The following is a 24,260-nucleotide window of genomic DNA, read 5'->3' on the forward strand; positions in this document are numbered from 1 at the left end:
GCCGCCGGCGGGCCGTCCCGGATCAGTGGATGCCGTGCACCTGCAACCAGATCTCCAGCGTGGCCACCTGCCACAGTGTGCTGGCCCCGCGCCTGGCACGGTGGCGGTCGGGCTCCGCCAGCAGTGCGGCCACGTGCCGCTGGTCGAAGACCGCGCGCCGGCGCGCCTCCGGCGCGGTCAGGGCTTCCCGTACCCGGTCCAGCACCGGCCCGGCCATGTGCCGGACCCCGGGGACCGGGAAGTAGCCCTTGGGGCGGTCCACGATCTCCGGGGGCAGGACCTTGCGGCCGATGTCCTTGAGCACGCCCTTGCCGCCCTGGTCCAGTTTGAGCGCCGGCGGACAAGCCGCGGCGAGTTCGACGAGATCCTGGTCCAGGAACGGCACGCGCGCCTCCAGGCCCCAGGCCATCGTCATGTTGTCGACCCGCTTGACCGGGTCGTCGGGCATGAGCGCGTGGACATCCATCCGCAGGGCCGCGTCGAGGGCGGTGTCGGCGCCGGGGGCGGCCATGTGCGCCCGGACGAACTCGGTGGAGACGTCACGGGCCGACGCCGCGGCCGGGTGCAGCATGGCGGTGAGATCGGCGTGCGTCCGGTCGAAGTACGCGTCGGCGTACGCCGCGGGCGCGCCTGCCCGGGTGGCCGCCGCGATCGGCGGGTACCAGTGGTAGCCGGCGAACACCTCGTCCGCACCCTGGCCGCAGAGCACCACCTTGACGTCCTTGGCGACCTGTTCGGAGAGCAGGTGGAACGCCACCGCGTCGTGGCTGACCATCGGCTCGCTCATGGCGCCGATCGCGCCGTCCAGCGCGGCGGGGAGCCGACCGGTGGAGATCATGAACTTGTGGTGGTCGGTCGCGAAGGTGCGCGCGATGAGGTCGGAGAACCGGAATTCGTCGCCCTCCTCGCCGCTCTCCGCCTCGAAGCCCATCGCGAAGGTGGGGAGGTCCTCCTGTCCCGCCTCCGCCAGCAGGGCGACGATCAGGCTGGAGTCCAGGCCGCCCGAGAGCAGCACGCCGACGGGGACGTCCGCGACCGTGCGCCGCCGTACCGCGGTGCGCAGCGCGTCGTGGACGGCCTCCCGCCACAGCGCCGGGTCCGTGCCCAGTTCGGAGTGGCGGGTGTAGGAGGGCTGCCAGTAGCAGTGGTCGTGGTGGGTCCCGTCCCGCTCCACGATGCGGACGGTGGCCGGCGGGATCTTCCGCACTCCGGCCAGTACCGTTCTGGGCGCCGGGACCGTGCCGTGCCAGCTCATGTACTGGTGCAGCGCCACCGGGTCGAGGGAGGTGTCGACTCCCCCGCCCGCCAGCAGGGCCGGCAGGGTGGAGGCGAAGCGCAGCCGGTCGGCGTCCTGGGTGACGTAAAGGGGCTTGATCCCCAGACGGTCACGGCCGAGCACCAGGCGGCCCGTGTGGTGTTCCACGAGGGCGAACGCGAACATGCCGACGAGGAGGTCGACGCACTGCCGGCCCCATTGGGCGTAGGCCTTGACGAGCACCTCGGTGTCGGAGTCGGAGTGGAATCGGTGTCCGATGTCCTCGAGCCGGCGGCGCACTTCGCGGTGGTTGTAGATGCAGCCGTTGAAGACGGCCGTGAGGCCGAGCCGGTCGTCGGTCATGGGCTGGGCGCCCCGCTCCGACAGGTCGATGATCTTCAGCCGCCGGTGCCCCAGGGCGACCGCCCCCTGCGACCAGGCGCCCCGGCCGTCGGGCCCGCGCGACTCCAGCGTCTGCGTCATGCGCTCGACCGCGGCGAGGTCCGGACGACCGCCGTCGAAGCGCATCTCGCCGCTCAAGCCGCACATGGGGCACCTGCCGACCCACCGCCGTGCAGAAGCGGTTCCCGTGGGATCGCTGTCGTTCCCGAGGGCTCTGCCACGTCCACCATGCTTCTTCGCTCCTGTGCCTTCCGGCCCGCGTTGATGCGGGCTCCCGGCGTCTGCCCGCCCGTCCGCTCCTCATTCCCGGGGCTGTGTGGACCCGATGGTGCGGGCCGGTGCACACGGGCCGCGCAGGCCCCGCACCCTTCGGCCGGGCGCCCACGGGCGCCCGCGACGACACTCCCACTATGCCCCTGTCCGCTTCCGGATCCACGCGGCCCGCGATGCACCACCCGACCGGCGCACCGCGCCGGAGCCGGCGTCCCCGACCGGATCGCAGCAGGTCAAGCAGGTTCCCGGGGCAGTGGTCCGCGAGGGCGATCCGACCGGAACCTACGAGCCCGGTTGACCGGGAGCGACCGGTCCTGTACTCGGAGCGCACGGTTGCGGCGTCCCGGCGCGGTTCCGGTCGATCGAACCTACGATGGGCGGGAACCGGCGCGGGCGGCTCGCCGTGCCGCCCGCCCACAGCGCACTCGGGGTGGAGAAGGCATGGCACAGGCTGCCGACGCAGCGTCACGGACCGTCATCCTGACCGTGGACGACGACCCTGGGGTCTCCCGGGCCATCGCCCGTGACCTGCGGCGTCGCTACGGCGCCGGGTACCGGATCGTGCGTGCCGAGTCCGGCGAGTCCGCGCTGGAGGCGCTGCGCGAGCTGAAATTGCGGGGCGACCTGGTCGCGGTGATCCTGGCCGACTACCGCATGCCGCAGATGAACGGCATCGAGTTCCTCGAACAGGCACTCGGGGTCTATCCGGGCGCGCGGCGCGTGCTGCTGACCGCGTACGCCGACACCGACGCGGCGATCGACGCGATCAACGTCGTCGACCTCGACCACTACCTCCTCAAGCCCTGGGACCCGCCGGAGGAGAAGCTCTATCCGGTCTTGGACGATCTCATCACGGCCTGGCGCTCCAGCGACTACCGGCCGGTACCCGCCACCAAGGTGGTCGGGCACCGCTGGTCGGCCCGCTCCTCGCAGGTGCGGGAGTTCCTGGCCCGCAACCAGGTGCCGTACCGCTGGTACTCCTCCGACGAGCCCGAGGGGCGGCGGCTGCTGGAGGCGGCCGGGGCCGACGGGCAGCGGCTGCCCCTGGTGATCACGCCGGAGGGCGGCGTGCTGGTCGAGCCGGAGGCGGCCGAACTCGCGGCCCACGTGGGCCTCGCGACGACACCGGCCGCCGATTTCTACGATCTCGTCGTCATCGGCGGCGGCCCGGCCGGTCTCGGCGCAGCCGTCTACGGCGCCTCCGAGGGGCTGCGCACCGTCCTCATCGAACGCTCGGCGACCGGCGGGCAGGCCGGCCAGAGTTCCCGCATCGAGAACTACCTCGGCTTCCCGGACGGCGTCTCCGGGGCGCAGCTGACGGATCGCGCCCGCCGCCAGGCCGGCCGGTTCGGCGCCGAGATCCTCACGGCGCGCGAGGTCACCGGGCTGGAGGTCAACGGCGCGGCGCGCGTCGTCCGGTTCTCCGACGGCTCGGCGATCGCCGCGCACAGCGTGATCCTCGCGACCGGGGTGTCGTACCGGCAGTTGCAGGCGCCGGGCTGCGACGACCTGACCGGCTGCGGGGTCTACTACGGCTCGTCGCTCACCGAGGCGGCCTCCTGCCAGGGCCAGGACGTGTACATCGTGGGAGGCGCCAACTCCGCCGGTCAGGCGGCGATGTACCTGGCGCGCGGCGCGAAGTCGGTGACGCTGCTGGTCCGCGGGGAGTCGCTGACGGCGTCGATGTCGTACTACCTGATCCAGCAGATCGAGGAGGCGCCGAACATCACCGTGCGGACCCGCACGGCCGTCGAGGCGGCGCACGGCGACGGTCACCTGGAGCAGCTGACGCTCCGCGACGTGGACACCGGCGCGAGCGAACTCGTCGACGCACAGTGGATGTTCGTCTTCATCGGCGCGGCCCCGCTGACCGACTGGCTGGACGGCACCGTGCTGCGCGACGAGCACGGGTTCATCCTGGCCGGGCCGGACCTCACGCCGGACGGGCGCCCGCCGGCCGAGTGGGAGCTGGACCGGCCGCCGTACCACCTCGAGACCAACATTCCCGGCGTGTTCGTGGCGGGCGACGCGCGCGCCCAGTCCGCGAAGCGCGTCGCGTCCGCCGTCGGAGAAGGAGCCATGGCCGTGATGCTCGTACACCGGTACCTGGAGCAGTCGTGAACGGGCGGCCCACGCCGTGCAGCCCGCGGGAGATCGCCTCGTTGTTCCTGTTCGAGAAGCTCTCCCCGGAGCAGCTCGGACACCTGTGCCGCGAGGGCCGGGTGGAGCGGTTCGAACCGGGTCCCGTGTACACCGAGGGTGACCCGGCCACCTGCTTCTACGTGATGATCGAGGGCACCGTCGTACTGTCCCGCCGGGTCGGCGGCGACGACGTCGAGGTGAGCCGCACCTCGCAGCGCGGCGTCTACGCGGGGGCCATGCAGGCGTACTTGGGCGACCAGGTGCCGCAGACGTACACCAACTCGATGCGGGTGACAGAGCCGACGAGGTTCTTCGTCCTGCCCGCCGATTCGTTCGCGGACATCATGCGGGAGTGGTTCCCCATGGCGGCGCACCTGCTGGAGGGACTGTTCTTCGGCTCGAAGAACACCCAGCGGGCGATCGGCCAGCGCGAACGGCTGCTGGCTCTCGGGTCCTTGTCCGCCGGCCTCACCCACGAACTCAACAACCCGGCGGCGGCGGCCGTCCGGGCCACGGCGACCCTGCGGGAACGGGTCGGCAAGATGCGGCACAAGCTGGCCCACATCTCCCAGGGCCAGTACTCGCGCGAGACGATCGCCGACCTCATCGAGATCCAGGAACGCACCGTCGAGCGCGTCGCGAAGGCGACGGCGCTCAGCCCGCTGGAGGCCTCCGACCGGGAGGACGAACTCGCCGACTGGCTGGACGACCACGACATCGCGGAGGGCTGGCGGCTCGCGCCGACCTTCGTGCAGGCCGGTCTGGACACGGACTGGCTGGAGCAGGTCGCGGCGGCCGTGACCGAGGACATCCTTCCCGCGGCCATCGGCTGGCTCAACTACACGGTCGAGACGGAGCTGCTGATGGACGAGATCGCCGACTCCACCACGCGCATCTCGCACCTCGTGGACGCCGCCAAGCAGTACTCGCAGCTGGACCGCGCCCCGTACCGCGTCGTCGACGTCCACGAACTCCTCGACAGCACGCTGCTGATGCTGTCCGGGAAGATCGGCCCCCGGGTGCGGGTGGTCAAGGACTACGACCGCTCCCTGCCGGAAGTGCCCGCCTACCCGGCGGAGCTCAACCAGGTATGGACCAACCTCGTCGACAACGCCGTGTTCGCGATCGGCAGCACCGGCGGCGAGGGGACTCTGACGGTCCGCACGGCACGCGAGGGCGACCGGCTGCTGGTGGAGTTCCGGGACACGGGGCCCGGTGTCCCGGCGGACATCCGCGGCCGCATCTTCGATCCCTTCTTCACCACGAAGCCGGTCGGCGAGGGCACCGGTCTCGGACTCGACATCTCCTGGCGGATCGTCGTCAACAAGCACCACGGCAGCCTCCAGGTCGAGTCCGCACCGGGCGACACCCGGTTCCAGGTGTTGCTGCCGCTGACCTCCCCGGAGGCCGGGACCGTTCCCGAGGCCGACGTCAACGCCGAGCCCGACACCGCAGAGGAGTCCGTATGACCGAGATCGACGGCATCGACCCGAGCGTCCCGCCCAGCGGCACCGGATGCGCCGACTGCGAGGCGGTGGGCGGCTGGTGGTTCCACCTGCGGCGCTGCGCCCAGTGCGGCCACGTCGGCTGCTGCGACTCCTCGCCGGCGCAGCACGCAACCGCCCACTGGAAGTCGACGGGTCATCCCCTGGTGCAGAGCTTCGAGCCGGGCGAGGAGTGGTTCTGGGACTACAAGGGCGACGCCCTGTACGAGTCCGGCCCCCCGCTGACCCCACCGACCGCCCACCCCGCGGACCAGCCGGCCCCGGGCCCGGCGGGCCGGGTCCCCCAGGACTGGACGAGGCACTTGAACGGCTGACCGACCCACCCCGGTCGGAGCGGCGGCCCGCTCATGCGTCCGCGGCGTCACCGTGGCGATGGGCGACCTTCCACTCTCCGCCCTCGCGGCGGTAGACCTGGGTGACCCGCAGCGTGTAGGTGTCCGGCTCTCCCCGGACGGAGACGGAGGTGTGTTCGAAGCCGACCGTGTAGGCCATGTCGCCGACGACCTGGTACGCCTGCAGTTCGAAGGCGTACGAGGTGCAGTCGGAGAAGCTCCGGCCGAGGTCGGTGAAGAGCTCCTCGACCTCCTGTCGGCCGAAGGCGTTGCGCCAGGCCCCCAGCACGCTCACGGGCTCGTTCCGCGACCAAATCGCCCGGCGCGGAGCGGGGTCACCGTGGTGCAGGGCGAGCGCAGCCTCGTGGAGGGTGGTCTTGACCCAGGTCAGGAACGCGTCGTGGTCGCTCATGTCTTCCTCCCGGCCGGCCGCGTCCGGCAGGAGCCATCGAACCCCCGGTCCCTTCCCTCCGCCTCCCGGCTCCGGCAGTCGGGTGACGTCCCCGGGAGCGGTGCGCGGTCAGGAGACGAGGGGGGCGGTCTCCTCTTCCGTCAGCTTGATCGTGCACAGGCCGCCGCGCTCGGTCCTGACGTCCGTCACCTTGAGTTGGGTGCCCGGCGCGAGGATGTACTCCTCCTCCCCGGTGAAGGCGGAGTAGCGCCGGATGCCGACCGCCCGGGCGGGCGTCACCTCGAACAGCGTCCGCTTGCCGCGACTCCCCAGGAAGGACCGGGCCACGTTCAGCTCGGAGGTGCACGAGGACACGCCCCACCAGGTCACGGTCTGTCCGAGCGGGTACTGCGCCCGCAGGTCCAGCGACACGCCGCGCCAGAGCGGCTGGGTGTGGGCGGGCAGGCCCGAGACCGCCGAGAACAGCAGCCGCAGGTACGGGAGGTAGGGCGCGACCCTGGTGCGGTCCGGGGAGCGCAGGACGGCGTTGATCTCGCGGTAGAACGCGGACTCGCAGGTGTAGAGGTAGAGGGCGGCGATGGCGTCGGCCGACAGGTGGCCGGCCGTCTCGTCCGCCCGCCGCTTGCCGAACTCACGGGACCGCTCGATGTGCCCGCCGAGCCCGGAGAGCACCGCGGCGACGGGAGCAGCGGCGTCCTGGAAGTCCATGAGGGGTGTGTCGAAGACACCGGTGATCGCCGGGAGGACGAGGCCCTCGTCCTTGACGCTGCCGAGCCGCTCCAGGTACAGCTGGTGCAGTTCCATGGTCGACGCGATGAACGCCCCCATCCGGGCCGCGAGGTCCCCGCCCGCGGCACCGGCCCCTGCCGCCTGGTCGTTCCACCCGGTGCTGGGGAGCCAGTCGATCCCCTCGGCGCCCAGCGACGCGAGGGCTTCGTTCACCATGGCGAAGTGGTCGCCCTCGCAGAAGACGTCGCCCTGGGCCGCGGGGTTGGCGTGGTCGATGTGCCGGACCTCGACGTCCGGGTACTTCTCCTGGAGTCGCAGGACGATCTTCTTCAGGCTGCGGGCGTGGGCCCCCCACCAGGCGAACACGACGCCGCGGTCCTCCTCCTCGGCGTCCTGCTTGGCCTTGAGGATCTCCTCGACGATCCGTTCGGCGACGGGCCGCCAGAACGCGGTGTGCTGGTCGGCTCCCATCGCCCCGTCGCCGCTGGCCGTCAGCGAGGCGTTCAGCAGCAGCACGCCCTGCGTGAGCATCGCCTGGAACCACTCCGGCGGCTGGACCGTGTTGCGCTCCTTCAACAAGGCGCGGACGTCGGCGATGGGCGTCTTCTTGGCGATGCCGTACTTCCACATCGCGGCCGCCTTGATGATGCAGCGGATGCTGACGACCCTGCCGAACTGGCTGTCCTTCCAGTCGTTGAAGGTGTTGTCGAACATCGCTATCCCGGTGGCGCTCTCCGGCCGCGGGTAGGGGTTCTGGCCGAAGACGACGACCTTCCACTTGTGCGGCGGATGGGGCTTGAGGGCCTGGAAGGTCAGCTCACGGACCGGGACGACCTGCGGGCTGCGGCTCTGACCGATGAACTGCGCCGCGTCCGGCCGCGCCTCGATGACGGGCTTCAGGAGCGGCAGCCAGGGTTCACCGCCGCCCTTGAAGAGTTCGGTGAGGCCGAGCGGGTCGTTCGCGTCGGGCTGGGCGGAGGTGGCGGTGGCGTCGTTCACGGAGGAAGGGCTCCCGGTCGTCAGGGCGGAGGGGTGGGCGGGGCCGGCTGCGGACGGATTCCCCTGGGGCGGCACGATGCGCACCCGCTCGGTGACCGGCGCGTTCTCGATGCCGTCGAGCTGGGCGGTGATCGTGGCGCGCAGCTGGTCGTCGTCCTCGAAGCAGTGGTCCTGGAAGAGCGTGTAGCCCGTCCACATCAGGTTGGCGCAGACCCGGGCGGGCACCCGGCCGGTCTGCGCGCCCATCCCGACCAGCGCCACCGAGCGGATGCTGCCCGGGACGCGGCGGTTCTGCCGGTGGACGGCCTGGAAGGCCGCTGCGCACGCCAACGCCACGTTCAGGGTGTCCCGCACGTTCTCCGAGGAGTGCACCATGGTCGGCGTGGATATCAGGTACCGCGGGACGGTCGCTCCCGACGGGACGCAGACGGCGCTGCCCACGGGGAGGGTGCCGGCGAACCGGTCCCGGATGGCCCGCCGCACGCGCAGCTGGATGCCGCTTCCGAGGTGGCGCTTGATGACGGCGTCGACGCCGCCGTCCATCCGGCCCAGGGAGTTGGTCGGTGTGACCCAGGCGTCGACGTCCTCGTCGAGGATGGAACCCCTGCGGATCTCGATCTCGGGCGTGTCCGCGAAGGCCGCCCGCCACGCCTTCACCACCCGTTCGTTGACGTCGGTCAGCACCACCCTGAGTGCGGGCTGCGCACCGTTGTCGGTCATCGGTCACTCCTGTCGGAAAACGGCTCTTCCAATACCCCGACGCTATCGGTGACCACTGACAACGCCCCTGACGAGAGACCTCGGTGACATGCCGTCGGCTGCCGGTGCCCCCGGCGGCCGCGGGGGCGGCAGGGCACCCTCGTCGAACACGGGGGGCCGTCCTCTGGCCCTCCGGCAACGGCTGAACGGACGGGGTGGGGCGCCGGTGCCCGTCCCCCGGAGGCGCTGGAGCCCGTACCGCGGGCCGACCCAACGGGCCCGGCCGAACTCCCGGACCGGGCCGGCGCCCTGCGCACGGCCGACGGCTCCGCCGGGGCCGGGCGTCAAGGGACGGTCGTGGTGGCGACGGTCGGCCCGCGACGGTCGCGGCGGGCCGGGACGACGGCGGTCGGCATCGCGGCGCCGGTCAGGGCGAAGGCCCAGGGGTATCCGGTCGCCGTACCCGCCGGCCACCCAACGGGCTGCCGCGGCAGCGGGCCTGCGCGCCGTGCCCGTACCGGTCGACGCCCTCGGCGTCGAGGTGTACGCGCTGGCTGCGCGCGGTGCCCGCGCCGCCGTCGCCGTCCCCGCCCGCCCGACCTGGCCGAACCGCTCGCCGGCCGCACGTACCGCGGCGAACGGGGCATCCCCGGCCCTCGGCCGGCCCGCCCTGCCTTCGACCGCCACCTGCGCCGGATGCGTGTCGCCTACGCGTCCCGCCGCACCGCCCCTGCTCGGCGCCGTGGCGGAGCACGCCCCCGGGCTGCCGGTCACCGGACTCGCCGCCGGACCGGCTTCCACGCCGACGCGGACGGCATCGCGGGGGACGTGGCCGGCCTGCTCACCGATGCACCGGGCACCGCCGGACCGTGACGGGCGCGCCGGTGCCCGGCGTCGGGCGCGGTGGTTTCCGTACCCTGGCGGCATGCGCATGCGCCCGACTTTGAGCTGGACCCCCGCCGCGGACCTGCCTCCGGCTACCACGGACGTGATGCCGGTCGCCGACGTGCTGAGCGCCGGCGGCGTGCTCGTGGTGACCGGGGCGGGCATCTCCACGGAGTCCGGCATTCCCGATTACCGGAGCGAGGGCGGGAGCCTGAGCCGGCACACCCCGATGACCTACCAGGACTTCACCGGCAGTGCGCAGGCCCGGCGCCGGTACTGGGCGCGCAGCCATCTCGGCTGGCGCACCTTCGCCCGTGCCCGCCCGAACGCCGGGCACCGGGCGGTGGCCGCGTTCGGGCGGCACGGACTGCTCGCGGGCATGATCACCCAGAACGTCGACGGGCTGCACCAGGCGGCCGGCAGTGACGGCGTCGTGGAGCTCCACGGGGGCCTGGACCGGGTGGTCTGCCTGTCCTGCGGTGCCGTCCGCCCCCGCCGCGAGCTCGCCGCGCGGCTGGAGGAGGCCAATCCGCTGTTCGAACCGGTGGCGGCCGGGATCAACCCCGACGGTGACGCCGACCTCACCGATGAACAGGTCGGGGGCTTTCGGGTCGTGCCCTGCACGCTCTGCGGCGGCATCCTCAAACCGGACGTGGTGTTCTTCGGCGAGGCCGTGCCGCCGGGGCGGGTCGGGCAGTGCCGCGAGCTGGTTCGCGAGGCCACCTCGCTGCTGGTACTGGGATCCTCGCTGACCGTGATGTCAGGGCTGCGGTTCGTCCGCCAGGCCGCCGAGGCCGGGAAGCCGGTACTGATCGTCAACCGGGACCCGACCCGAGGTGACCAGTACGCCGTCACCCGGGTCGCGCTCCCGCTGGGAGCGGCCCTCACCGCCGTGGCCGGGCGGCTGGGCCTGCCCGCCGACGGCGAAGAGGCGCCCCGGGACTGAGGGGTGCGGGGCGATGGCCCCGCCGGGCGCGTCCGGCACGGCCCAGCAGGGGCGCGGACGGACCGACGCGGTCACACTGGCAGGACGACGAATGCAGCAGGGAGGCCGTATGAGCTGGGCATCGTGGACCACTCGCGGGGTCTTCGCCGGGCGGGACGGCGTGCGGACCGGTGAAGGCGGGCCGGTCCTCACCGGTGAGCTCGACGTTCACACCACCTGGACCGAGGCGGAGCGTCTGGCGCACGTGACCGTGCAGTACAGCGGCGCGTCGGAATGGCTCCCTCTCCTGGGAAGCCCCGTCCCGTGCGGCAGCGAGGACGCGAGCCGTACCCTGCACGACGACGTCATCCACGCGATCCGCGCCGGACACACCGAACCCCTCTCCTTCGCCGCCTGACCGTCCGCGGACGGGCTCCAGGGCCGGGGGGGCCGGCGGTGCCCGGGCGCTGCACCGGCGGCCAAGGGCCCGCCGGGCGGGCGCACGCGTGCCCGGTCACGCCCCGGAGGCCGTGGCGGTGGCAGCCGGGCCGTGGCGCCGCCCGTCTCGCGGGCGTGCAGCGCCCCGGTCAGACGGGGCGGGGCGACGGGCGCCGCATCCTCCGGGCCTCCGCGGCGTTGAACCCCTCGTGACAGCGACGATCGAGACGGGAACCCTGTGAGCAGTCCGGTGAGCTTTTCGGAGGCTTCCCGTGAAGCCCTCCAGCATCTGAAGGAGACGCGGGAGATCAACACCGTGATCCTCCGCTACGAGGACGCCTCCGGCACCCTGGAGGTGGACCTGGAGGGCAACCTGACGCAGGACGAGCTGGTCGCCGCGCTGCCTGCGGACGCGCCGCGCCTGGTCGTCCACGAACTGTCCTTCGCCACCCCCGAGGGCGCGCGCCGCAACGAGCCGCTGCTGATCCTGTGGATGCCGCCGGACGCGGCGGAGCAGGAGGCTGCGTACACGGCCGCCTACGCCGCCATGAAGGAGTTCCTCGGCGACGTCCGTGTCCACCTCACGGCCAGGCGGGCCGACCAGCTCGACTACCGACGCCTCGTCGCCCTCGCCGGCTGACCCCTGGTCCGGCACGCCGCCGACCGGTGGCGGCCGCTCTCCGGCGCCCGGCCTGGCATCAGGGCGGGCCGGCCGGTGCGGGGCGGTCGAACAGGCGGCCGTAGTGGGTGATGCCCCGGGTGGATGCGCCCGCCGCGTGGAGCGCGGCCCACAGCAGCACTTGGTTCGCCGTCAGCACCGGGCGTCCGGTGGTGCGTTCCAGGGCGTCGATGACGGAGACGGCGCGGAAGCCGTTGCCACCGATGACGACGGCGTCGACCGCGTCGGGCGTGTTCCCGGCGATCCAGTCGTGCAGGGGGCGGGGCCGGATGCGGTGCTGGTCGCTGGGCAGGGGGCAGGGTCCGGGGCGTGCGACCTCGAAACCGGCCCGCTCGTAGTAGGCGCGGCCCAGGTCGCTCAGCTCGGCGTCGAACCAGGGCGGATCGATCAGGCACAGGCTGGACGCCCCCACGCAGTGGAGGGCCCGGAGCGCGGCGGCGCAGGTGGTGACGACGGGGAGGCCGCGGGCCCGTTCGGACAGGCGGCCGACCATGTCGGCCTCGCCGCGCGCGCCGATCACGTACGCCGAGCTGGTGAAGGCGTAGGCGAGGGCGGCGACGGGGGCCGCCGCCAGCAGTGCGGCGGCGGCGTCGACATGGGGCGGCTCGGCGAACTCCCGTACCGGGGCGAGGGGGATGGTCGTGTCCATCACCCCGCCGGCCCGCATCGCGCCGAAGGGCACCCGGGCCGCGTGGAGGCCCACGTCGGACGGCGCCATGGCCCACAATTCCGATTCGGGGCCGACGTCCGCATGCGGCGTCAGCACGCCCAGCCGTACCCGTACGTCCCAACCGTCGTCGTGCCACATGCCATCACTCTCCCGACGGCCGGGGCGGCGACGCGGGGACCCCGGGCGTCCCGCCCGAGCCGAGGCGGGGTGCGTCCGGCACCGGCAGGGCCTCCGTCATGGTGGTGGTGTGCGTACGGGCCGCGCCGGCCTGAGGGGCCGTGCCCGCCCCCGGCAGGGTGTCCGGCGGCACCGCCGTCGCGGTGTCAGCAGGTCGCGGCCTCATCGCCACACCTCGCAATCGCCTCGTACGGGCTCGCGGAAGGGAGGATCCGAGCGGAAGCGGTGCTCTCATCGTCGCGCCGCCCGACGGACACGGCCACCGCAGCCGAGACCCAGGAGGGCCCGGATGCCGGGCCCGCCCCCCCGGCCGGGTCATGCCGGGAACGGTCATGCCGGGAATGCCGGGGCGTCCGGAGCCGGGTTCGTGCGCGTGGGCCGGCCCCACGGCGCGTCGACGGCGGCGGACTCCGGCCGGAGTCCGAGTTCCCGCAGCTGGTTGACCGCCATCATGGCGGCGAACATGGCATTGGGGTTGGCTCCGCCGGCCCCCACGGCGGCGAAGGCCTCCGCGTACCGGGGAGCGAACGCGCCGGGCCGGACCTGCCCGCTCTCCCCGGCCAGTCGGAGCGCCGCCGTCTGGAGGGCAGTGGCCTGGTCCACGAGGCCGTCCAGGAAGGACACCGCCTCGGAGCCACTGCGCAGGGCGAAGGTGTGACCGTCGGTGAGGAGTGCCGCCTGTTCCTCCTCGAAGAGGCGGGCGACGGCGCCGAGCACGGACTGGATCTTGAGCTGGTCGGCGTCGGCCATGGCCCCGCAGGCTCCGTTGCCCTCGTCGGACAGGTGGAGGACGCGGCAGTCGCTCAGGTACACGATCACGTGCCCGGCGCAGTGACCCTGGCTGCGGAGCACGCGGACCGCGCCGTCGGCGAAGGTCCAGCCGGTGAACCGGACGGAACCGATCCGAACCCGCTCCAGCGGCAGCTCCTCGTAGGTGCGGGTCGTCGCGCCGAAGGGCCGCATCGGGTGGAACAGGGACATCAGCTTGCGGGCGGCGGGAGCGGGCGGCGCGGGCAGCGCCCCCAGAGCGGCGATGCCCTCGAAGGCCCGCACCCAGTACGCCTGCGGATCGCGCATCTGCTCGACGTCACGCGCGGGGACGTAGTGCTCCACGGGCACACCCAGCTCGTCGGCCACATCGTTGTTGCCGACGTGGTCCACGTGGCCGTGCGTGGTCAGCAGCAGCGCCCTGGACCACGGCCCCACGCGGTCGGCCGCCGCGCGCAGTGCCGCGCGGAACACCGTCGTGACGCCCGTGTCGACGAACACCACGGTGTCGGCGACCCGGTGTACGAGGGCGTTGGCGACGTCCGGCCTGCCGTGCTCGACGTCCAGCTCCTGACCCAGGACCAGCACCGTCCGGTCGTCGATCTCGATGAGGTCACCGAGCGCGGTCATGGAACCTCCCGCGGTCTCGTCGGGATCCGACTCACCTGCCGCCGAGCCTACGCCCCACCCGCCACGGTGTCCTCGGGAGCAGGCACGGCACCGCAGGGCGCGTACGGGTGCCGGTCAGCCCGCCGTGGGGCGGCTCATCGCCGCGTCACCGCCCCGGGGTTCCCGCCCTGTCCGGGGGCGGCCGTGTGCGCGAGGACCGCGTGGACCACCGTCGTCCAGTCGGCCCGGTCGAGGCCGTGGCCCGCGTCTTCCAACAGCAGCAACCGCGCGGCGGGGATCTCCTCGGCGAGCGCCTGTCCGTGCCCGAGCGGGAACATCGGGTCGGCCGTTCCGTGGATCACCAGCGTGGGTACGGCGATCGACGACACCGGAGCTCGCGACGGCTCGCCGTCCGGGAGCACGTCGTGGTTTCGGACGGCGGCGAAGTCGTCCGCGCGTTCGACGTCCCGACGGACGAGGTCCCGGACGGCGGCCTCGTCGAACGGGCGGCGGCCTCCCGCGAGGACACGCGCGTAGTCGACCAGGTGATCGACCACCGAGGCGGTCTGCGACCAGTCGGCCTGGGCGGACGCCACGAAGCTCGTGAACTCGGCGGTCGGTGGGGGCAGTTCGCGGTCGCCGCGCACGGCGGGGGACGTGCTGATCAGGACGAGGGACAGGACCCGGTCGGGGTGGCGCAGAGCGGCCAGCTGCGCCAGCGCCCCTCCGGCCGAGACGCCCACCACGTGTGCGGCCCGGATGCCGTGGGCGTCGAGCACGGCGACGGCTTCCTCCACCAGGTCGGCGCCGGTGTATCCAGGGCGCCCGGCCCCGTAGGTGACAGACCGGCCGGTGTCGCGGTGGTCGTAGCGGATCACGAACCGTCCGCCCTCCGCGAGCATCCGGCAGAATCCCTCCTCCCACCAGAGCATCGAAGCCCCGGTGCCCATGACGAGCAGGATCGGTGGCGCCGACCGCTCCCCGAAGGACTCGGTGCACAACCGGACACCACCGGCGTCGATCACGCGCTCGGACACCCGTCCACACTCCTCGCCATGATCAACCTATAACCCACCCGGGGGCTTGCGACAAGATGAACGCCCGCCGCCGCCCGGGCCGGTCGCGTCCCCGGACGCCGGTCCACGGGCCTCGGGAGCGGCCGACGCCCCGGTCAGGCGGCCGTGAAGACGTCCTCCTGCGCCTCGTCGAGGATGAACCCGATGTCGAAGCGTACGCGGACGGTGACGCGCCGCCTCTGCTCCTGATAGGCGGTCCACTCCGGTTCCAGCGAGCTGATCTGCTCTTCGAGCTGTTTCCTGCTCCCCGGGGGCATGTCCCGGCCGAACGCGTCGAGCAGCGACGCGAGCCGTTCGTACTCGCGCGCCCCCTGGCTCTGGTGCTCGTGCTCCACCACGCGCTCGACGGTGCCCTCGATGCCCGCCGCCAGCAGCAGGGACCCGGCCACGGCCCCCGGACCGTTCGGGGAGTCCTGCGTCATCGCAGCCCAGTCGGTCAGTCTGGTGTCCGCGGCCAGCTTCACCCGCTGGCCTTCCTTCAGCGTCATGGGCTCTGCTCTTCATCTCTCGGATCGGTACGGGCTGCTCGCACGGGCAGCCGGGCGCGGTGCCATTATCCGCGTCGGCCGCGCTCCCCCGCCGCCCCGACGGCTTCGGAGGTCCCGCGCCGGGCTCCCGAGGGCCCCTGTCGGACCGTCATCCGCCGTGTCACAGTGGGCGGTCCCGGGTGGGCCGGGGTCCGTGGCAGACCCGAGGGGGACGTGATGGCAGCGGGAACGGACGCCTCCGGCGACGGCACGACCGCAGGAACCGGCCACGCGCTCGTACGTGATCTGGTGCATTCGGCCGTGAGCGAGCTGGCACCGGAGGAGTTGCCGCTGCTGGCCGCTCTGCGGCGGTTCGACGACGCGACGGTGGTACGACGGCTGCGCGGCCGGGGCCGGCGGCGCGAGCCGCTGGGATTCGGCGCCGGCGAGGTCGCGGTGCTCGTGACCCCGGTGGTGTGGCTGGTACTGGACCAGGTCGGTCAGCGGATGGTGAACGCCGCGCTGGACCGCACCGGCGCCCGCGTCACCACTGCGCTGCGGCGGCTGCTGCGCCGTCCGGCCGCACCGGTCACCGTGCCGCCGCTGACCCGCGAACAACTGGCCGGGGTACGGGCCCTCGTCCGCGCGGCGTCCGTGCAGCGCGGGCTCTCCGCCGGCCGGGCCGAGGTGATCGCGGACACCGTGGTGGCCCGGCTGGCGCTGGCCGACGCACCCGGAGAGGGCGAGGAGGAGGGGGAGGAGGCGTCCGAGCCCCCGGCCGTCCCCGCAGCCCCCGACCGGGGCGGGAGCCGGGAGGGCGGTGCCGCTGCGGCCCCGGGCACGGCGTCCGCCGGCCAGGGATAGACGGTCCCCATGGCCGTCAGCGGGGCACGGCGGGATCCCCGGCCGGGACTGCCGCCCGGGCCCGAGCCCGGGTCCGTGCCCCGGTCCGCCTCCGCATCCGCCTCGGCCCGGATCGACGAACGTGTGCTGGGTGCGGGCACGAGCGTGCGCTTCGTGACGCTGCTGTTCCTGCTCCTGGCCGCCAGCGGTTCCATGATGCTGACCGTCGTCCTCGGTCTGGCCGACGGCGACCGGTCCGGCTGCGAACTCGCCGCCGGAGCCGACCCGTCCGATCCGTCGTGGACGCAGTCCGCCCGCACCGTCGGCCAGGCCGTCGCCTACCGGCTCTGCCAGTCCGTGTGGGAACCCCCGCCTCCTTGGTGGCAGCTCGTGGGCTGGCCCCTCCTGCTCACCGCGTCGGCCGTGCTGCTCTTCCTGCTCCTGCCCCGCTGGAAGGCCCGGGCCGGCCGGGTGGTGCCGCTGGCGGCCGTCGACCCCGACGGTGAAGTGGAGGCTCTCGTCGCCGAGCTGGCGGGCACCACCGGCATCGCGACGGTGCCCCGGGTGGTCGTCGATCCGGCTGCCGGCGGATCCGGCGCGGTGGTGTTCGGCCGCACCGGCCGCCCGGTCGTCTGCCTGCAGGGAGGCCTGCTCGTCGACCGGCACCGCGACCCCGCCCGATTCCGTGCGGTGCTGCTGCACGAACTCGCCCACGTGGCCAACGGGGACATCACCCTCACCTACGCCACCATCACGCTGTGGCGGGTCTTCCTGGCCCTCGTGCTGCTGCCCTACCTGCTCTGGGAGGGTCACGTCGTCCACGGGGTCCTCGCTGACGGCCGGATGCCGGTATTGGACCGGCCGATGCTGCTCGCCGCGTTCACGGTCACGCTGGTCCACCTCGCCCGCTCGGACGTCCTGCGCAGCCGTGAGGTCCACGCCGACCTGACCGCGCTGCGCTGGGGCGCCGACCCGGGCGGCTGGGCCGGTGGGGTGCCGCAGGGCGCCGCCGGCCCGGTCCCGCGGGCGCGTGCCCTCACCTTCGTCCTCGCCCCGGTCCTCGCGCTGTTGCGCACCCACCCGCAGTGGAGCCTGCGCCGGAGCGCGCTGAGCGACCCGGCGCCGCTGTTCCGCACCCCCGCCGCGGCGTTCTTCCTCACCGGCGCCACGGTCGTGCTCGTCGACCAGCACCTGCTGTACTACCTGACGCCCTACAACCTGGCGACGATCGGGATCACCCAGGCGATCACGCTGCTGTCCGCCGCCCTGGTCACCGCGATCGCCGGCGTCTCGCTCTGGCGGACGGTCGCGTACGCCGTGCTGACCGGGGCCCGAGTGCCCTCGGGCCTGTGGGCGGGAGGGTGGCTGGGAGCGGGCATAGCCGCCGGAACGGTCCTCACCAGTTCGGGCGGGAGCGGGGTGTGGGTGCCGCAACGTCCGCAGATCCTGCTGCTGCCCGTGGCCGTCGGGCTGGCCTACGGGTGGTGGCTGACGCAGTGCGCACACCTGTGGACCCGCACCCGGCGCGGCCGGAGCCTGGGGCCCGCCCTGCTGGTCAGTCTGGGCGCCGTCGTTCCCGCGCTCGGGCTGTGGCTCGCCTGGTGGCACCTGATGGGGATCCTGTACGCGAGCGGGTTCACGGCGCGTGCGGCCGGGGTGGCCCAGTGGGTCTACGCCTGGTTCCCCACGGCCACCCCGGGGGACGACCCGGGGCGGGTGCCGGGGATCGCGACGGTGCTGCCGCTGCTGGGCAGCATCACTGCCGTCTTCCTGATCCCCCTCGCGCTCACCCTGCTGTGGGTGGTGCCGCTGATCGCCTGGGCGGCCGGCCCGGCGAAGGAGCGGCCGGGCCGCCGCAGCACCGGGGCGTCCGCGGACCCGGCGCCGGCCGGTGACCTTGTACCGGCCCCTGGCGTCGAGGGCCCGGCGAGTGAGCGGCCGGACCGCCGGAGCGCCGGAACGTCCCTGGACCCGGCGCCGGCCGGCGACCTCGTACCGGCCCCCGCGGTCGCTGCGGGTGAAGGTGTCGTGCCGCCGCTCCGGCGGGTGCTGCTGCCGGGCGTGCTGGGCGCGGTGGTGGCCTGCGTCGCGTTCGCGGGGCTGCAGGCCTACCTGCACACCGGCCGGCCCGTCCCCGGGGACCGGGGCGGTCTGTACGCGCTGCGGTACACGGCCGGGACCCTGCTGGCCCTGGCCGCACCCGCGGGGCTCGCCGCCCTCGTGGCCGGATGGCGGACCGGCCGGTTCCGGCTGCTGGGGGGCCTGATCGCGGCCCAGAGCACGGTCCTGCTCGGGTTCCTCGGCGTGGCCGTCCTCGCCTCCCTCGACGGCTGCGCGGGGCCCCTCGCCGTGCTCCAGGACAGCTGCTCCTGGCGGCCGGCCTGGAAGCTGCGGCTGTTCCCGTACCTCTACGTGCTGAACGTCGCCCTCGTCCTCGCCACCGTGCTCGCCACCTTCCTGGCGGGCATCGGCGCGGCGGCCGCCGCCGCCCTGCGCCGGGTCCGGCCGGCCCGGCCGGGCGAGGCGGCCGCCCACGCCCCGGGGCGGGGCTCCCGCGGCCGGCGCGTCGCCGCCGGTGTGCTGTGTGCGGCGGCCCTGGGGCTCAGCGGCACGGCCGACGTCTCCCGGATGCCCGCCCTCACGTTCACCGTCGACGTCGCCGCTGCCCAGAACTCGACGGCACAACTGGCCGCAGTACCCGAGGCACCCGTGTCCGCCGCGACGCGGGCACGACAGGTGAACGCCTGGTACGGCCTGGGCGGTGACACCGTCCTCGACCGGCTCTTCGCGCTCTCCGACCAGCTGACCACCGCCCTCCGGACGGCCCAGGGCGGCTCCTGGGGCACGCTGGACCGGCAGTTGCGGCCGGTGTGCGAGCAATGGGGACGGGCCGGACTGTACGAGACGGTCTGGTTCCGGGTCCCCGACCGCGAGACCCAGGCCGACTGGCACTCCGTCGCCGTCCACGCCGCCCAGGGCGGTCCGCGGTGTACGGCCGCCCTGAGCGCGCACGACCAGAACGCCCTGTTGAGCGCGCTGCGTGAGCTGGTCGCGGCCGGCCGCTGCACCGCGTCCGTCAACGCCCGGGTCGACGCGGTGCTGCGCGCCGACGGCCGCCGGGGCACGGTCCGGGCGTCCGCGCAGGGGACGGCCTGCGAGCGAACCGGGCAGGACCGGGCCGGGCCGGCGGCGGGTTGACAGGCCCCGGCGCCGCACATTACCTTCGCAATTACTTAAGGACTTCAACCATCTAACACCTCAACCATCCTCGCCGCCCGAGGAAGCACCACCAGTGGAAGGGCACAGCCAGCCATGAACCCCGCCCAGCACGGAGCGGCCGTCGCGGCCGAGGCCGCAGCATTCGTCGCCACGGTCAAGGCGGCGGACCTCTCCACTCCGGTGCCGACCACACCGGGCTGGACCCTGGCCGACCTCACGCAGCACGTCGGGAGCGTCCACCGCTGGTTCAGCGAGCTGCTGCGCCGACGCATCCAGCAGCCGCCGACCAGCCGCGAGGTGGACCTGCGGCTGCCCGAACACGCCGACAGGTTCCCGGACTGGCTGACGGAGAGCGCCGCCGAGGCCGCCGAGGTGTTCGCCGCCACCGACCTGGACGCACCGATGTGGGCCTGGGGCGTCGACCAGCACGCCCGGTTCTGGGTCCGCCGCATGCTCTTCGAAACCCTCGTGCACCGGGCCGACGCGGAGCTCGCGCTCGGGATCGCACCGCACATCGACCGCGCCCTGGCGGTCGACGGCATCGACGAGTTCCTCACCAACCTGCCGTACGCCTCCCCCTTCGCGCCGCTGACCGCCCGGTTGCGGACCCCCGAGCACCGGAGCATTCGCTTCCACTGCACGGACGTCGAGGGCGAGGGCGACGGTCCCGGCAGCGCCGACTGGCTGATCGGGCTGCGCCCCGACGGTTTCGCACTCGTGGCCGACGGAACCGAGGACCGGCCGGCGGACGCCACGGTCCGGGGACCGTCCGCTGAGCTCCTCCTGCTCCTGTACGGGCGCCGGGACCACGCGAGCGGCACCTTCCAGCTGCTCGGGGACCGGGAGCTGCTCGACCACTGGTTCGCCCACTCGGCCTTCTAGGGCCTGTCGTCGAACTCCCGTCGCCGCCCGGCGGGCGGCCCCGCACGGGCCGGGCTCCGCCAACCGGCCCGGGGTCACGGGCCGTTACATTGGTCCTGATCGGCCACGTGCCGCAGCGGGACGGTCCCGCATTCCCGGGAGGCATGGTGGGTACGGCTCTGATCGCGTTGGCCGCGGCGACCGTCGGCGTGATCGGCACGCTCCTCGCGCCCGTGCTGTCCCAGCGGCTGACGGCCCGCGCCCAGGCCGAGCAGTTCGAACGCCAGCAACGGACGGACCACGCGCAGCGGTTGCACGAGCGGCGGATCGCCGAGGAGGACCGGCGCCGCGACTGTTACGTGGCGGCGAACGCCGCGTACCGCCGCCACCGGGTCGAGCTGATGAACTACCTGTGGCTCGTGCACAAGGGCGAGGTCACCGCGGAGGGCCGGCAGGCGATGGAGGCCGCGCGGCACGCCCACCACGCGGCCTTCGCGGAGGCGCAGATGATCGCCTCCACCGCCGTGATGGACGAGCTGGACACCATGACCACGGCGCTGTCCGAACTGTACGGACGGACGATGCGGCTGGAGGAGGGCCGGCCGGTGCCGGGCGGCTCCTTCCAGGAGATACACGACGGGCTGCAGGAACTCTGGGACCGCGGGCAGGTACTCCGCGCCGTGATGCGCACCGACCTGGGCATCGACGACGGCCCGCTCCCCCGGCCCGTATAGCCCCGGCCCGCTCCCCCGACCCGTACAGCCCGGCCCCGCCCTCGGCGGGCCGGGGACGGGCCGGGACCATTCCGCCGGGACGCCACCGCCGCGTCCGCAAGCGATTTCCGCCACGTCCCACTCCCACCCACCGGTTCCGGCCAAAGCTCCCCGCCCGGAACTCCGGTCCTGCGGGCGGAGCGCGGAACGATCAGCTGCGAGGGCCGCGCCGGGCTCCTCGGGAGGTCGGCCAGATCCGGCTGCTCCGTCCTGCGTGCTGCTGTGTACTCACTCCCTCCAGTTCCCCGGACGACTCGAAGGCGCCTCCCCCGACCACGGGCGGGGGCTGCGCCGCCGTGCCGCGCTCCGGGTGAACCGGGTTCCCTCACAGCCGAGTTGGAGGAGCCGCAGCATGACCCAGAGCCAAGCCGGGCAGGCCGGGAAGTCCGAGGACACCGCTCTGCCCGCGCCACCGGAGTTCACGTACACCTGGGGCCAGCACAACAAGACCATGGAGCGGCTCTCGCTCGGGCAGATGGCCCGTCGCGTGCCCGCCGCCCTCGCGCAGACCGCCCGGCTGGCCTGGGCGGTGAACCACACCGCATTCCTCTGGCTGGTGTGCGCCCAGCTCCTCGGCGGGGTGTGCACCGCCGCCGGCCTCGCCGCGGTCTCCAGGGCCATGGGCCCGCTCCTCGCCGACGGCAGTCCCGAACAGCGCATCGCCGGGGCCACCTGGCCCCTGGTCGCCGCGGCGACCATGACGGCCTTGGGGGCACTGGCGTCCATCGCCGCCGGCAGTGCCGCCCGGCGGCTGAACCCGGGCATGTCCACGATCGCCGACCTGGCCATGGTCGACGCCCACATGGACGTCGAACTGGCCGCCTACGACGCCCCCGACTTCACCGAGCGCTCCGAGGGGGCGGAGACGGGATCGGCCCGTTCCGCCATGCTGCTGCAGGATGCGCTCGGATTCACCGGCGGCCTGATCGACATGGTCGCCGTGGCGTCGGTGCTGTCCCTGGTGCACCCGCTGCTCCTGCCGCTCCTGCTGCTGTCGGTGATCCCCCGGGGCCTCGGCTCGGTCTTCGCCGCCCGTCTCGACTACCGCCTCCACAACGAGACGATCGCCTCGCGCAACATCCGCCACATGATGCGCTGGCACCTCACGACCCCCAAGCTCGCCGACGAGCTCCGCGGCAACAGCATGCGCGCCTACGCCCACCACTGGTACGCGGCGGTCTGCAGGCGGATCGACTCCAAGATGGTCGGCTCCGCCCCCCGGTACCTGGCGGTGTATTTGACCGCGGCCGCCGTGTCGGGCCTGTTCATCGCCCTGACCTGGCTGTCCCTGGGCGCGCTGGTGGTCGGCGGTTACATGGCCGTGGGCGCGGCCGGCACCGCCATCGTCGCCATGCGGACGTCCACCGCGGCCCTGTCGCAGCTCGTCGTGTACGGGGCGGCCATGTTCCAGCACGCGCTCTACCTCGGCGACTACGCCGCCTTCATCGCGGAGTCCGCCGAACTGTCCGTACCGCGCGGGGCCCAGGTGCTGGAGGCTCCGCAGAAGATCCGGATGGAGGGGGCCTCGTACACCTACCCCGGCAAGGACACCCCGGCGCTCGGCCCCGTCGACCTCACCCTGAACCGCGGGGAGGTCGTCGCGCTCGTCGGGGAGAACGGCGCCGGCAAGTCCACGTTCATCCGGCTCCTGACGGCGCTGACGGCCCCGACTGCGGGCAGCGTCACCTGGGACGGTGTGCCGACCTCCGATGCCGACCAGCGTTCGGCCTGGACCCACGTCGGGCTGGTCACCCAGTCGTACGGGTACTGGCCCTTCTCGACCCGCGAGAACATCACCCTCGGCCAGCCCGATGCGCGCGGCGAGGAGGCCGTCTGGGAGGCCCTGGCCGCCGTGGGCATGAAGGAGGCCGTCGAGGAGTTCCCCAACGGCCTGGACACCCTGCTGGCCCGCTCCCTGTGGGGCGGCCACGAGCCGTCCGGCGGCCAGTGGCAGCGCCTGGCCTGCGGGCGGGCCTTCCACCGGCGGCCCGCGCTCCTGGTCATGGACGAGCCCACCTCGGCGATGGACCCGCGGGGCGAGCACATGGTCTTCTCCGGGCTGCGGGACATGAAGGACGACCGGATCACGGTGATCGTCACCCACCGCATGGAGAACTGCCGGCTGGCCGACCGGATCGTCGTCCTCGACGCCGGACGGATCACCGAGCAGGGAACCTATGAGGAACTCGTGCGGCTGGGCGGTTCGTTCGCCGAGCTCGTGCGGCTCTCCCAGGACCGGTAGGGCGGTGTGACGCCGGGGACGTGGCGCGATGCGCGCGGTCGCGCGGCGTTGCGCCCCGTCCCCTCAGGGCGTGCGGTGCGGGGCGGCCGCCGGGATGGGCCGCCGTACGCGGAGCAGGTCCGGCGGCAGCTCGCCCTCCAGGACGAGGCCCGCGCCGGCGAGTTCCGCGCCGAGCGCCTGCCGGGTGAGCGGCCACAGCAGGAAGGATTCCTGGGCCCTGCGCACGACCCGGCCCTGACGGCACACCAGGTAGGCGTAGTCGCAGCGGATGCGGTCGTGCTCGGCGCGGGCGGTGACCTGCCCCCGGTAGGTGTCCATGCCGAGCCGTACCTCGCCCAGCGAGCGCCTGGTCGGCCGGACCGGGAGCCGGGCCGGCGGGCGGTCCAGGAAGAGCAGGCCGCCCGGCACCAACAGGTCGGCCAGCGCGCGCCACAGCCCCCGCCGCTCGTGCGGCGGCAGGCAGGAGGCCATCCGCAGGCAGACCGCCAGATCGGCCTGGCCGGTGAGCGACAGCTCCGCGGCGGAACAGGGGTGCACGGTCACCCGGTCCCCGACGAAGCCCCCGGCGGGCGGGTGCAGCCGCGAGAGCAGGACGGCGCGCATCGCCGCCGCCGGCTCGACCGCGTGGACCGGTACGCACGAAGCGCCGATCAGCACGTCGGTGACCAGCCCGGTCCCCGCCCCGACCTCGACGATCCCCACGCGCGCCGCGGCCGCCGGACCGGTGAGCGCGAGGGCGTGCCGGTGGTAGGACCTGGCGTGCAGCAGGTCGTAGAACTCGGCCGAGACGGTGTACGCCCGGCCCTCGGCGCTGCCCTCCGGCAGGGCCTTCGGTGGTGCCGCGTACGGCACCCGTCGTGTTTCCCCCCGTATGTGCATC

At 73.5% G+C, this 24,260-nt stretch carries 20 protein-coding genes; 11 read left to right on the forward strand and 9 right to left on the reverse strand.

From position 1 onward, the window contains the following. Nucleotides 1-22: 22 nt before the first annotated feature. The gene (locus ACIPK4_RS22725) at nucleotides 23-1,804 is read right to left on the reverse strand and encodes an N-acetylglutaminylglutamine amidotransferase (protein ID WP_402315335.1); all 1,782 of its coding nucleotides are present in this window, start codon (nucleotides 1,802-1,804) and stop codon (nucleotides 23-25) included. A 567-nt stretch (nucleotides 1,805-2,371) separates the two neighbouring features. On the opposite strand from ACIPK4_RS22725, the gene ACIPK4_RS22730 reads away from it, so the two are divergent. The 3 genes from ACIPK4_RS22730 to ACIPK4_RS22740 are packed head-to-tail and all read left to right on the forward strand — an operon-like array spanning nucleotide 2,372 to nucleotide 5,891. Then, on the forward strand, nucleotides 2,372-4,051 hold the full coding sequence (locus tag ACIPK4_RS22730) for an FAD-dependent oxidoreductase (protein WP_054221083.1): 1,680 nt from the start codon (nucleotides 2,372-2,374) through the stop codon (nucleotides 4,049-4,051). Then, the gene (locus ACIPK4_RS22735; protein WP_402315337.1) at nucleotides 4,048-5,541 is read left to right on the forward strand and encodes an ATP-binding protein; all 1,494 of its coding nucleotides are present in this window, start codon (nucleotides 4,048-4,050) and stop codon (nucleotides 5,539-5,541) included. The genes ACIPK4_RS22730 and ACIPK4_RS22735 overlap by 4 nt, the downstream gene beginning before the upstream one ends. After that, nucleotides 5,538-5,891, forward strand: a complete 354-nt coding sequence (locus tag ACIPK4_RS22740) for a UBP-type zinc finger domain-containing protein (protein ID WP_402315339.1) — start codon at nucleotides 5,538-5,540, stop codon at nucleotides 5,889-5,891. Before ACIPK4_RS22735 ends, ACIPK4_RS22740 begins: the two co-directional genes overlap by 4 nt. 31 nt (nucleotides 5,892-5,922) lie before the next feature. Here the strand turns inward: ACIPK4_RS22740 and ACIPK4_RS22745 are convergent, their stop codons facing one another. Next, entirely contained in the window at nucleotides 5,923-6,321 is a 399-nt protein-coding gene (locus ACIPK4_RS22745; RefSeq protein WP_402315341.1) for a nuclear transport factor 2 family protein, read from the reverse strand. A 108-nt stretch (nucleotides 6,322-6,429) separates the two neighbouring features. Then, the gene (locus ACIPK4_RS22750; protein WP_402315342.1) at nucleotides 6,430-8,769 is read right to left on the reverse strand and encodes an ADP-ribosyltransferase domain-containing protein; all 2,340 of its coding nucleotides are present in this window, start codon (nucleotides 8,767-8,769) and stop codon (nucleotides 6,430-6,432) included. 904 nt (nucleotides 8,770-9,673) lie between these two features. Here ACIPK4_RS22750 and ACIPK4_RS22755 point away from each other — a divergent pair. The 3 genes from ACIPK4_RS22755 to ACIPK4_RS22765 all read left to right on the forward strand — a co-directional run bounded on the left by ACIPK4_RS22755 (nucleotide 9,674) and on the right by ACIPK4_RS22765 (nucleotide 11,636). Continuing rightward, nucleotides 9,674-10,579, forward strand: a complete 906-nt coding sequence (locus ACIPK4_RS22755; protein ID WP_402315344.1) for an NAD-dependent protein deacetylase — start codon at nucleotides 9,674-9,676, stop codon at nucleotides 10,577-10,579. A gap of 109 nt (nucleotides 10,580-10,688) precedes the next feature. Then, complete coding sequence (locus ACIPK4_RS22760; protein ID WP_402315346.1) at nucleotides 10,689-10,976, forward strand: hypothetical protein; 288 nt, start codon at nucleotides 10,689-10,691, stop codon at nucleotides 10,974-10,976. Nucleotides 10,977-11,246: 270 nt separating this feature from the next. Next, complete coding sequence (locus ACIPK4_RS22765; protein ID WP_402315348.1) at nucleotides 11,247-11,636, forward strand: hypothetical protein; 390 nt, start codon at nucleotides 11,247-11,249, stop codon at nucleotides 11,634-11,636. Between the two features lie 58 nt (nucleotides 11,637-11,694). On the opposite strand, the gene ACIPK4_RS22770 is transcribed toward ACIPK4_RS22765, so the two are convergent. The 5 genes from ACIPK4_RS22770 to ACIPK4_RS22790 form a co-directional block, all read right to left on the reverse strand. Beyond that, nucleotides 11,695-12,483: a maleate cis-trans isomerase gene (locus tag ACIPK4_RS22770; protein WP_402315349.1), complete on the reverse strand. Its 789-nt coding sequence runs from the start codon at nucleotides 12,481-12,483 to the stop codon at nucleotides 11,695-11,697. A 4-nt stretch (nucleotides 12,484-12,487) separates the two neighbouring features. Beyond that, the gene (locus ACIPK4_RS22775) at nucleotides 12,488-12,688 is read right to left on the reverse strand and encodes a hypothetical protein (protein ID WP_402315351.1); all 201 of its coding nucleotides are present in this window, start codon (nucleotides 12,686-12,688) and stop codon (nucleotides 12,488-12,490) included. 164 nt (nucleotides 12,689-12,852) lie between these two features. Beyond that, on the reverse strand, nucleotides 12,853-13,920 hold the full coding sequence (locus tag ACIPK4_RS22780; protein WP_402315353.1) for an MBL fold metallo-hydrolase: 1,068 nt from the start codon (nucleotides 13,918-13,920) through the stop codon (nucleotides 12,853-12,855). Between the two features lie 134 nt (nucleotides 13,921-14,054). After that, complete coding sequence (locus ACIPK4_RS22785) at nucleotides 14,055-14,936, reverse strand: alpha/beta fold hydrolase (protein WP_402315355.1); 882 nt, start codon at nucleotides 14,934-14,936, stop codon at nucleotides 14,055-14,057. A gap of 134 nt (nucleotides 14,937-15,070) precedes the next feature. Continuing rightward, nucleotides 15,071-15,463 carry a hypothetical protein gene (locus ACIPK4_RS22790; protein WP_402315356.1) on the reverse strand — a complete coding sequence of 131 codons (393 nt, stop codon included), beginning with the start codon at nucleotides 15,461-15,463 and terminating at the stop codon, nucleotides 15,071-15,073. A 216-nt stretch (nucleotides 15,464-15,679) separates the two neighbouring features. Here ACIPK4_RS22790 and ACIPK4_RS22795 point away from each other — a divergent pair, with 216 nt between their 5' ends. From ACIPK4_RS22795 to ACIPK4_RS22815, 5 genes are all read left to right on the forward strand, one after another. Then, nucleotides 15,680-16,306, forward strand: a complete 627-nt coding sequence (locus tag ACIPK4_RS22795) for a hypothetical protein (protein ID WP_402315358.1) — start codon at nucleotides 15,680-15,682, stop codon at nucleotides 16,304-16,306. A gap of 75 nt (nucleotides 16,307-16,381) precedes the next feature. Then, entirely contained in the window at nucleotides 16,382-19,483 is a 3,102-nt protein-coding gene (locus ACIPK4_RS22800) for a M48 family metalloprotease (protein WP_402315360.1), read from the forward strand. Between the two features lie 114 nt (nucleotides 19,484-19,597). Continuing rightward, nucleotides 19,598-20,386 (forward strand): maleylpyruvate isomerase family mycothiol-dependent enzyme, encoded by a 789-nt coding sequence (locus tag ACIPK4_RS22805; RefSeq protein WP_402315362.1) that lies wholly within the window; start codon nucleotides 19,598-19,600, stop codon nucleotides 20,384-20,386. Between the two features lie 143 nt (nucleotides 20,387-20,529). Next, nucleotides 20,530-21,099, forward strand: a complete 570-nt coding sequence (locus ACIPK4_RS22810) for a hypothetical protein (RefSeq protein ID WP_402315364.1) — start codon at nucleotides 20,530-20,532, stop codon at nucleotides 21,097-21,099. Between the two features lie 391 nt (nucleotides 21,100-21,490). Then, entirely contained in the window at nucleotides 21,491-23,380 is a 1,890-nt protein-coding gene (locus ACIPK4_RS22815; protein WP_402315366.1) for an ATP-binding cassette domain-containing protein, read from the forward strand. Nucleotides 23,381-23,443: 63 nt separating this feature from the next. Here ACIPK4_RS22815 and ACIPK4_RS22820 read toward each other — a convergent pair whose 3' ends face one another. Further along, the gene (locus ACIPK4_RS22820) at nucleotides 23,444-24,259 is read right to left on the reverse strand and encodes a class I SAM-dependent methyltransferase (RefSeq protein WP_402315368.1); all 816 of its coding nucleotides are present in this window, start codon (nucleotides 24,257-24,259) and stop codon (nucleotides 23,444-23,446) included. Nucleotide 24,260 lies beyond the last annotated feature (1 nt).

The organism is Streptomyces sp. NPDC086989 (assembly GCF_044745505.1).
Lineage (GTDB): Bacteria > Actinomycetota > Actinomycetes > Streptomycetales > Streptomycetaceae > Streptomyces.

What these genes read in the sequence shown, in the direction of transcription:
- ACIPK4_RS22725 (WP_402315335.1), bottom strand. Translation starts at nt 1,804, where the DNA reads ATGTGCGGCTTGAGCGGCGAGATGCGCTTCGACGGCGGTCGTCCGGAC.
- ACIPK4_RS22730 (WP_054221083.1), top strand. Translation starts at nt 2,372, where the DNA reads ATGGCACAGGCTGCCGACGCAGCGTCACGGACCGTCATCCTGACCGTG.
- ACIPK4_RS22740 (WP_402315339.1), top strand. Translation starts at nt 5,538, where the DNA reads ATGACCGAGATCGACGGCATCGACCCGAGCGTCCCGCCCAGCGGCACC.
- ACIPK4_RS22745 (WP_402315341.1), bottom strand. Translation starts at nt 6,321, where the DNA reads ATGAGCGACCACGACGCGTTCCTGACCTGGGTCAAGACCACCCTCCAC.
- ACIPK4_RS22750 (WP_402315342.1), bottom strand. Translation starts at nt 8,769, where the DNA reads ATGACCGACAACGGTGCGCAGCCCGCACTCAGGGTGGTGCTGACCGAC.
- ACIPK4_RS22755 (WP_402315344.1), top strand. Translation starts at nt 9,674, where the DNA reads ATGCGCATGCGCCCGACTTTGAGCTGGACCCCCGCCGCGGACCTGCCT.
- ACIPK4_RS22760 (WP_402315346.1), top strand. Translation starts at nt 10,689, where the DNA reads ATGAGCTGGGCATCGTGGACCACTCGCGGGGTCTTCGCCGGGCGGGAC.
- ACIPK4_RS22770 (WP_402315349.1), bottom strand. Translation starts at nt 12,483, where the DNA reads ATGTGGCACGACGACGGTTGGGACGTACGGGTACGGCTGGGCGTGCTG.
- ACIPK4_RS22775 (WP_402315351.1), bottom strand. Translation starts at nt 12,688, where the DNA reads ATGAGGCCGCGACCTGCTGACACCGCGACGGCGGTGCCGCCGGACACC.
- ACIPK4_RS22780 (WP_402315353.1), bottom strand. Translation starts at nt 13,920, where the DNA reads ATGACCGCGCTCGGTGACCTCATCGAGATCGACGACCGGACGGTGCTG.
- ACIPK4_RS22790 (WP_402315356.1), bottom strand. Translation starts at nt 15,463, where the DNA reads ATGACGCTGAAGGAAGGCCAGCGGGTGAAGCTGGCCGCGGACACCAGA.
- ACIPK4_RS22795 (WP_402315358.1), top strand. Translation starts at nt 15,680, where the DNA reads ATGGCAGCGGGAACGGACGCCTCCGGCGACGGCACGACCGCAGGAACC.
- ACIPK4_RS22805 (WP_402315362.1), top strand. Translation starts at nt 19,598, where the DNA reads ATGAACCCCGCCCAGCACGGAGCGGCCGTCGCGGCCGAGGCCGCAGCA.
- ACIPK4_RS22810 (WP_402315364.1), top strand. Translation starts at nt 20,530, where the DNA reads ATGGTGGGTACGGCTCTGATCGCGTTGGCCGCGGCGACCGTCGGCGTG.
- ACIPK4_RS22815 (WP_402315366.1), top strand. Translation starts at nt 21,491, where the DNA reads ATGACCCAGAGCCAAGCCGGGCAGGCCGGGAAGTCCGAGGACACCGCT.
- ACIPK4_RS22820 (WP_402315368.1), bottom strand. Translation starts at nt 24,259, where the DNA reads ATGCACATACGGGGGGAAACACGACGGGTGCCGTACGCGGCACCACCG.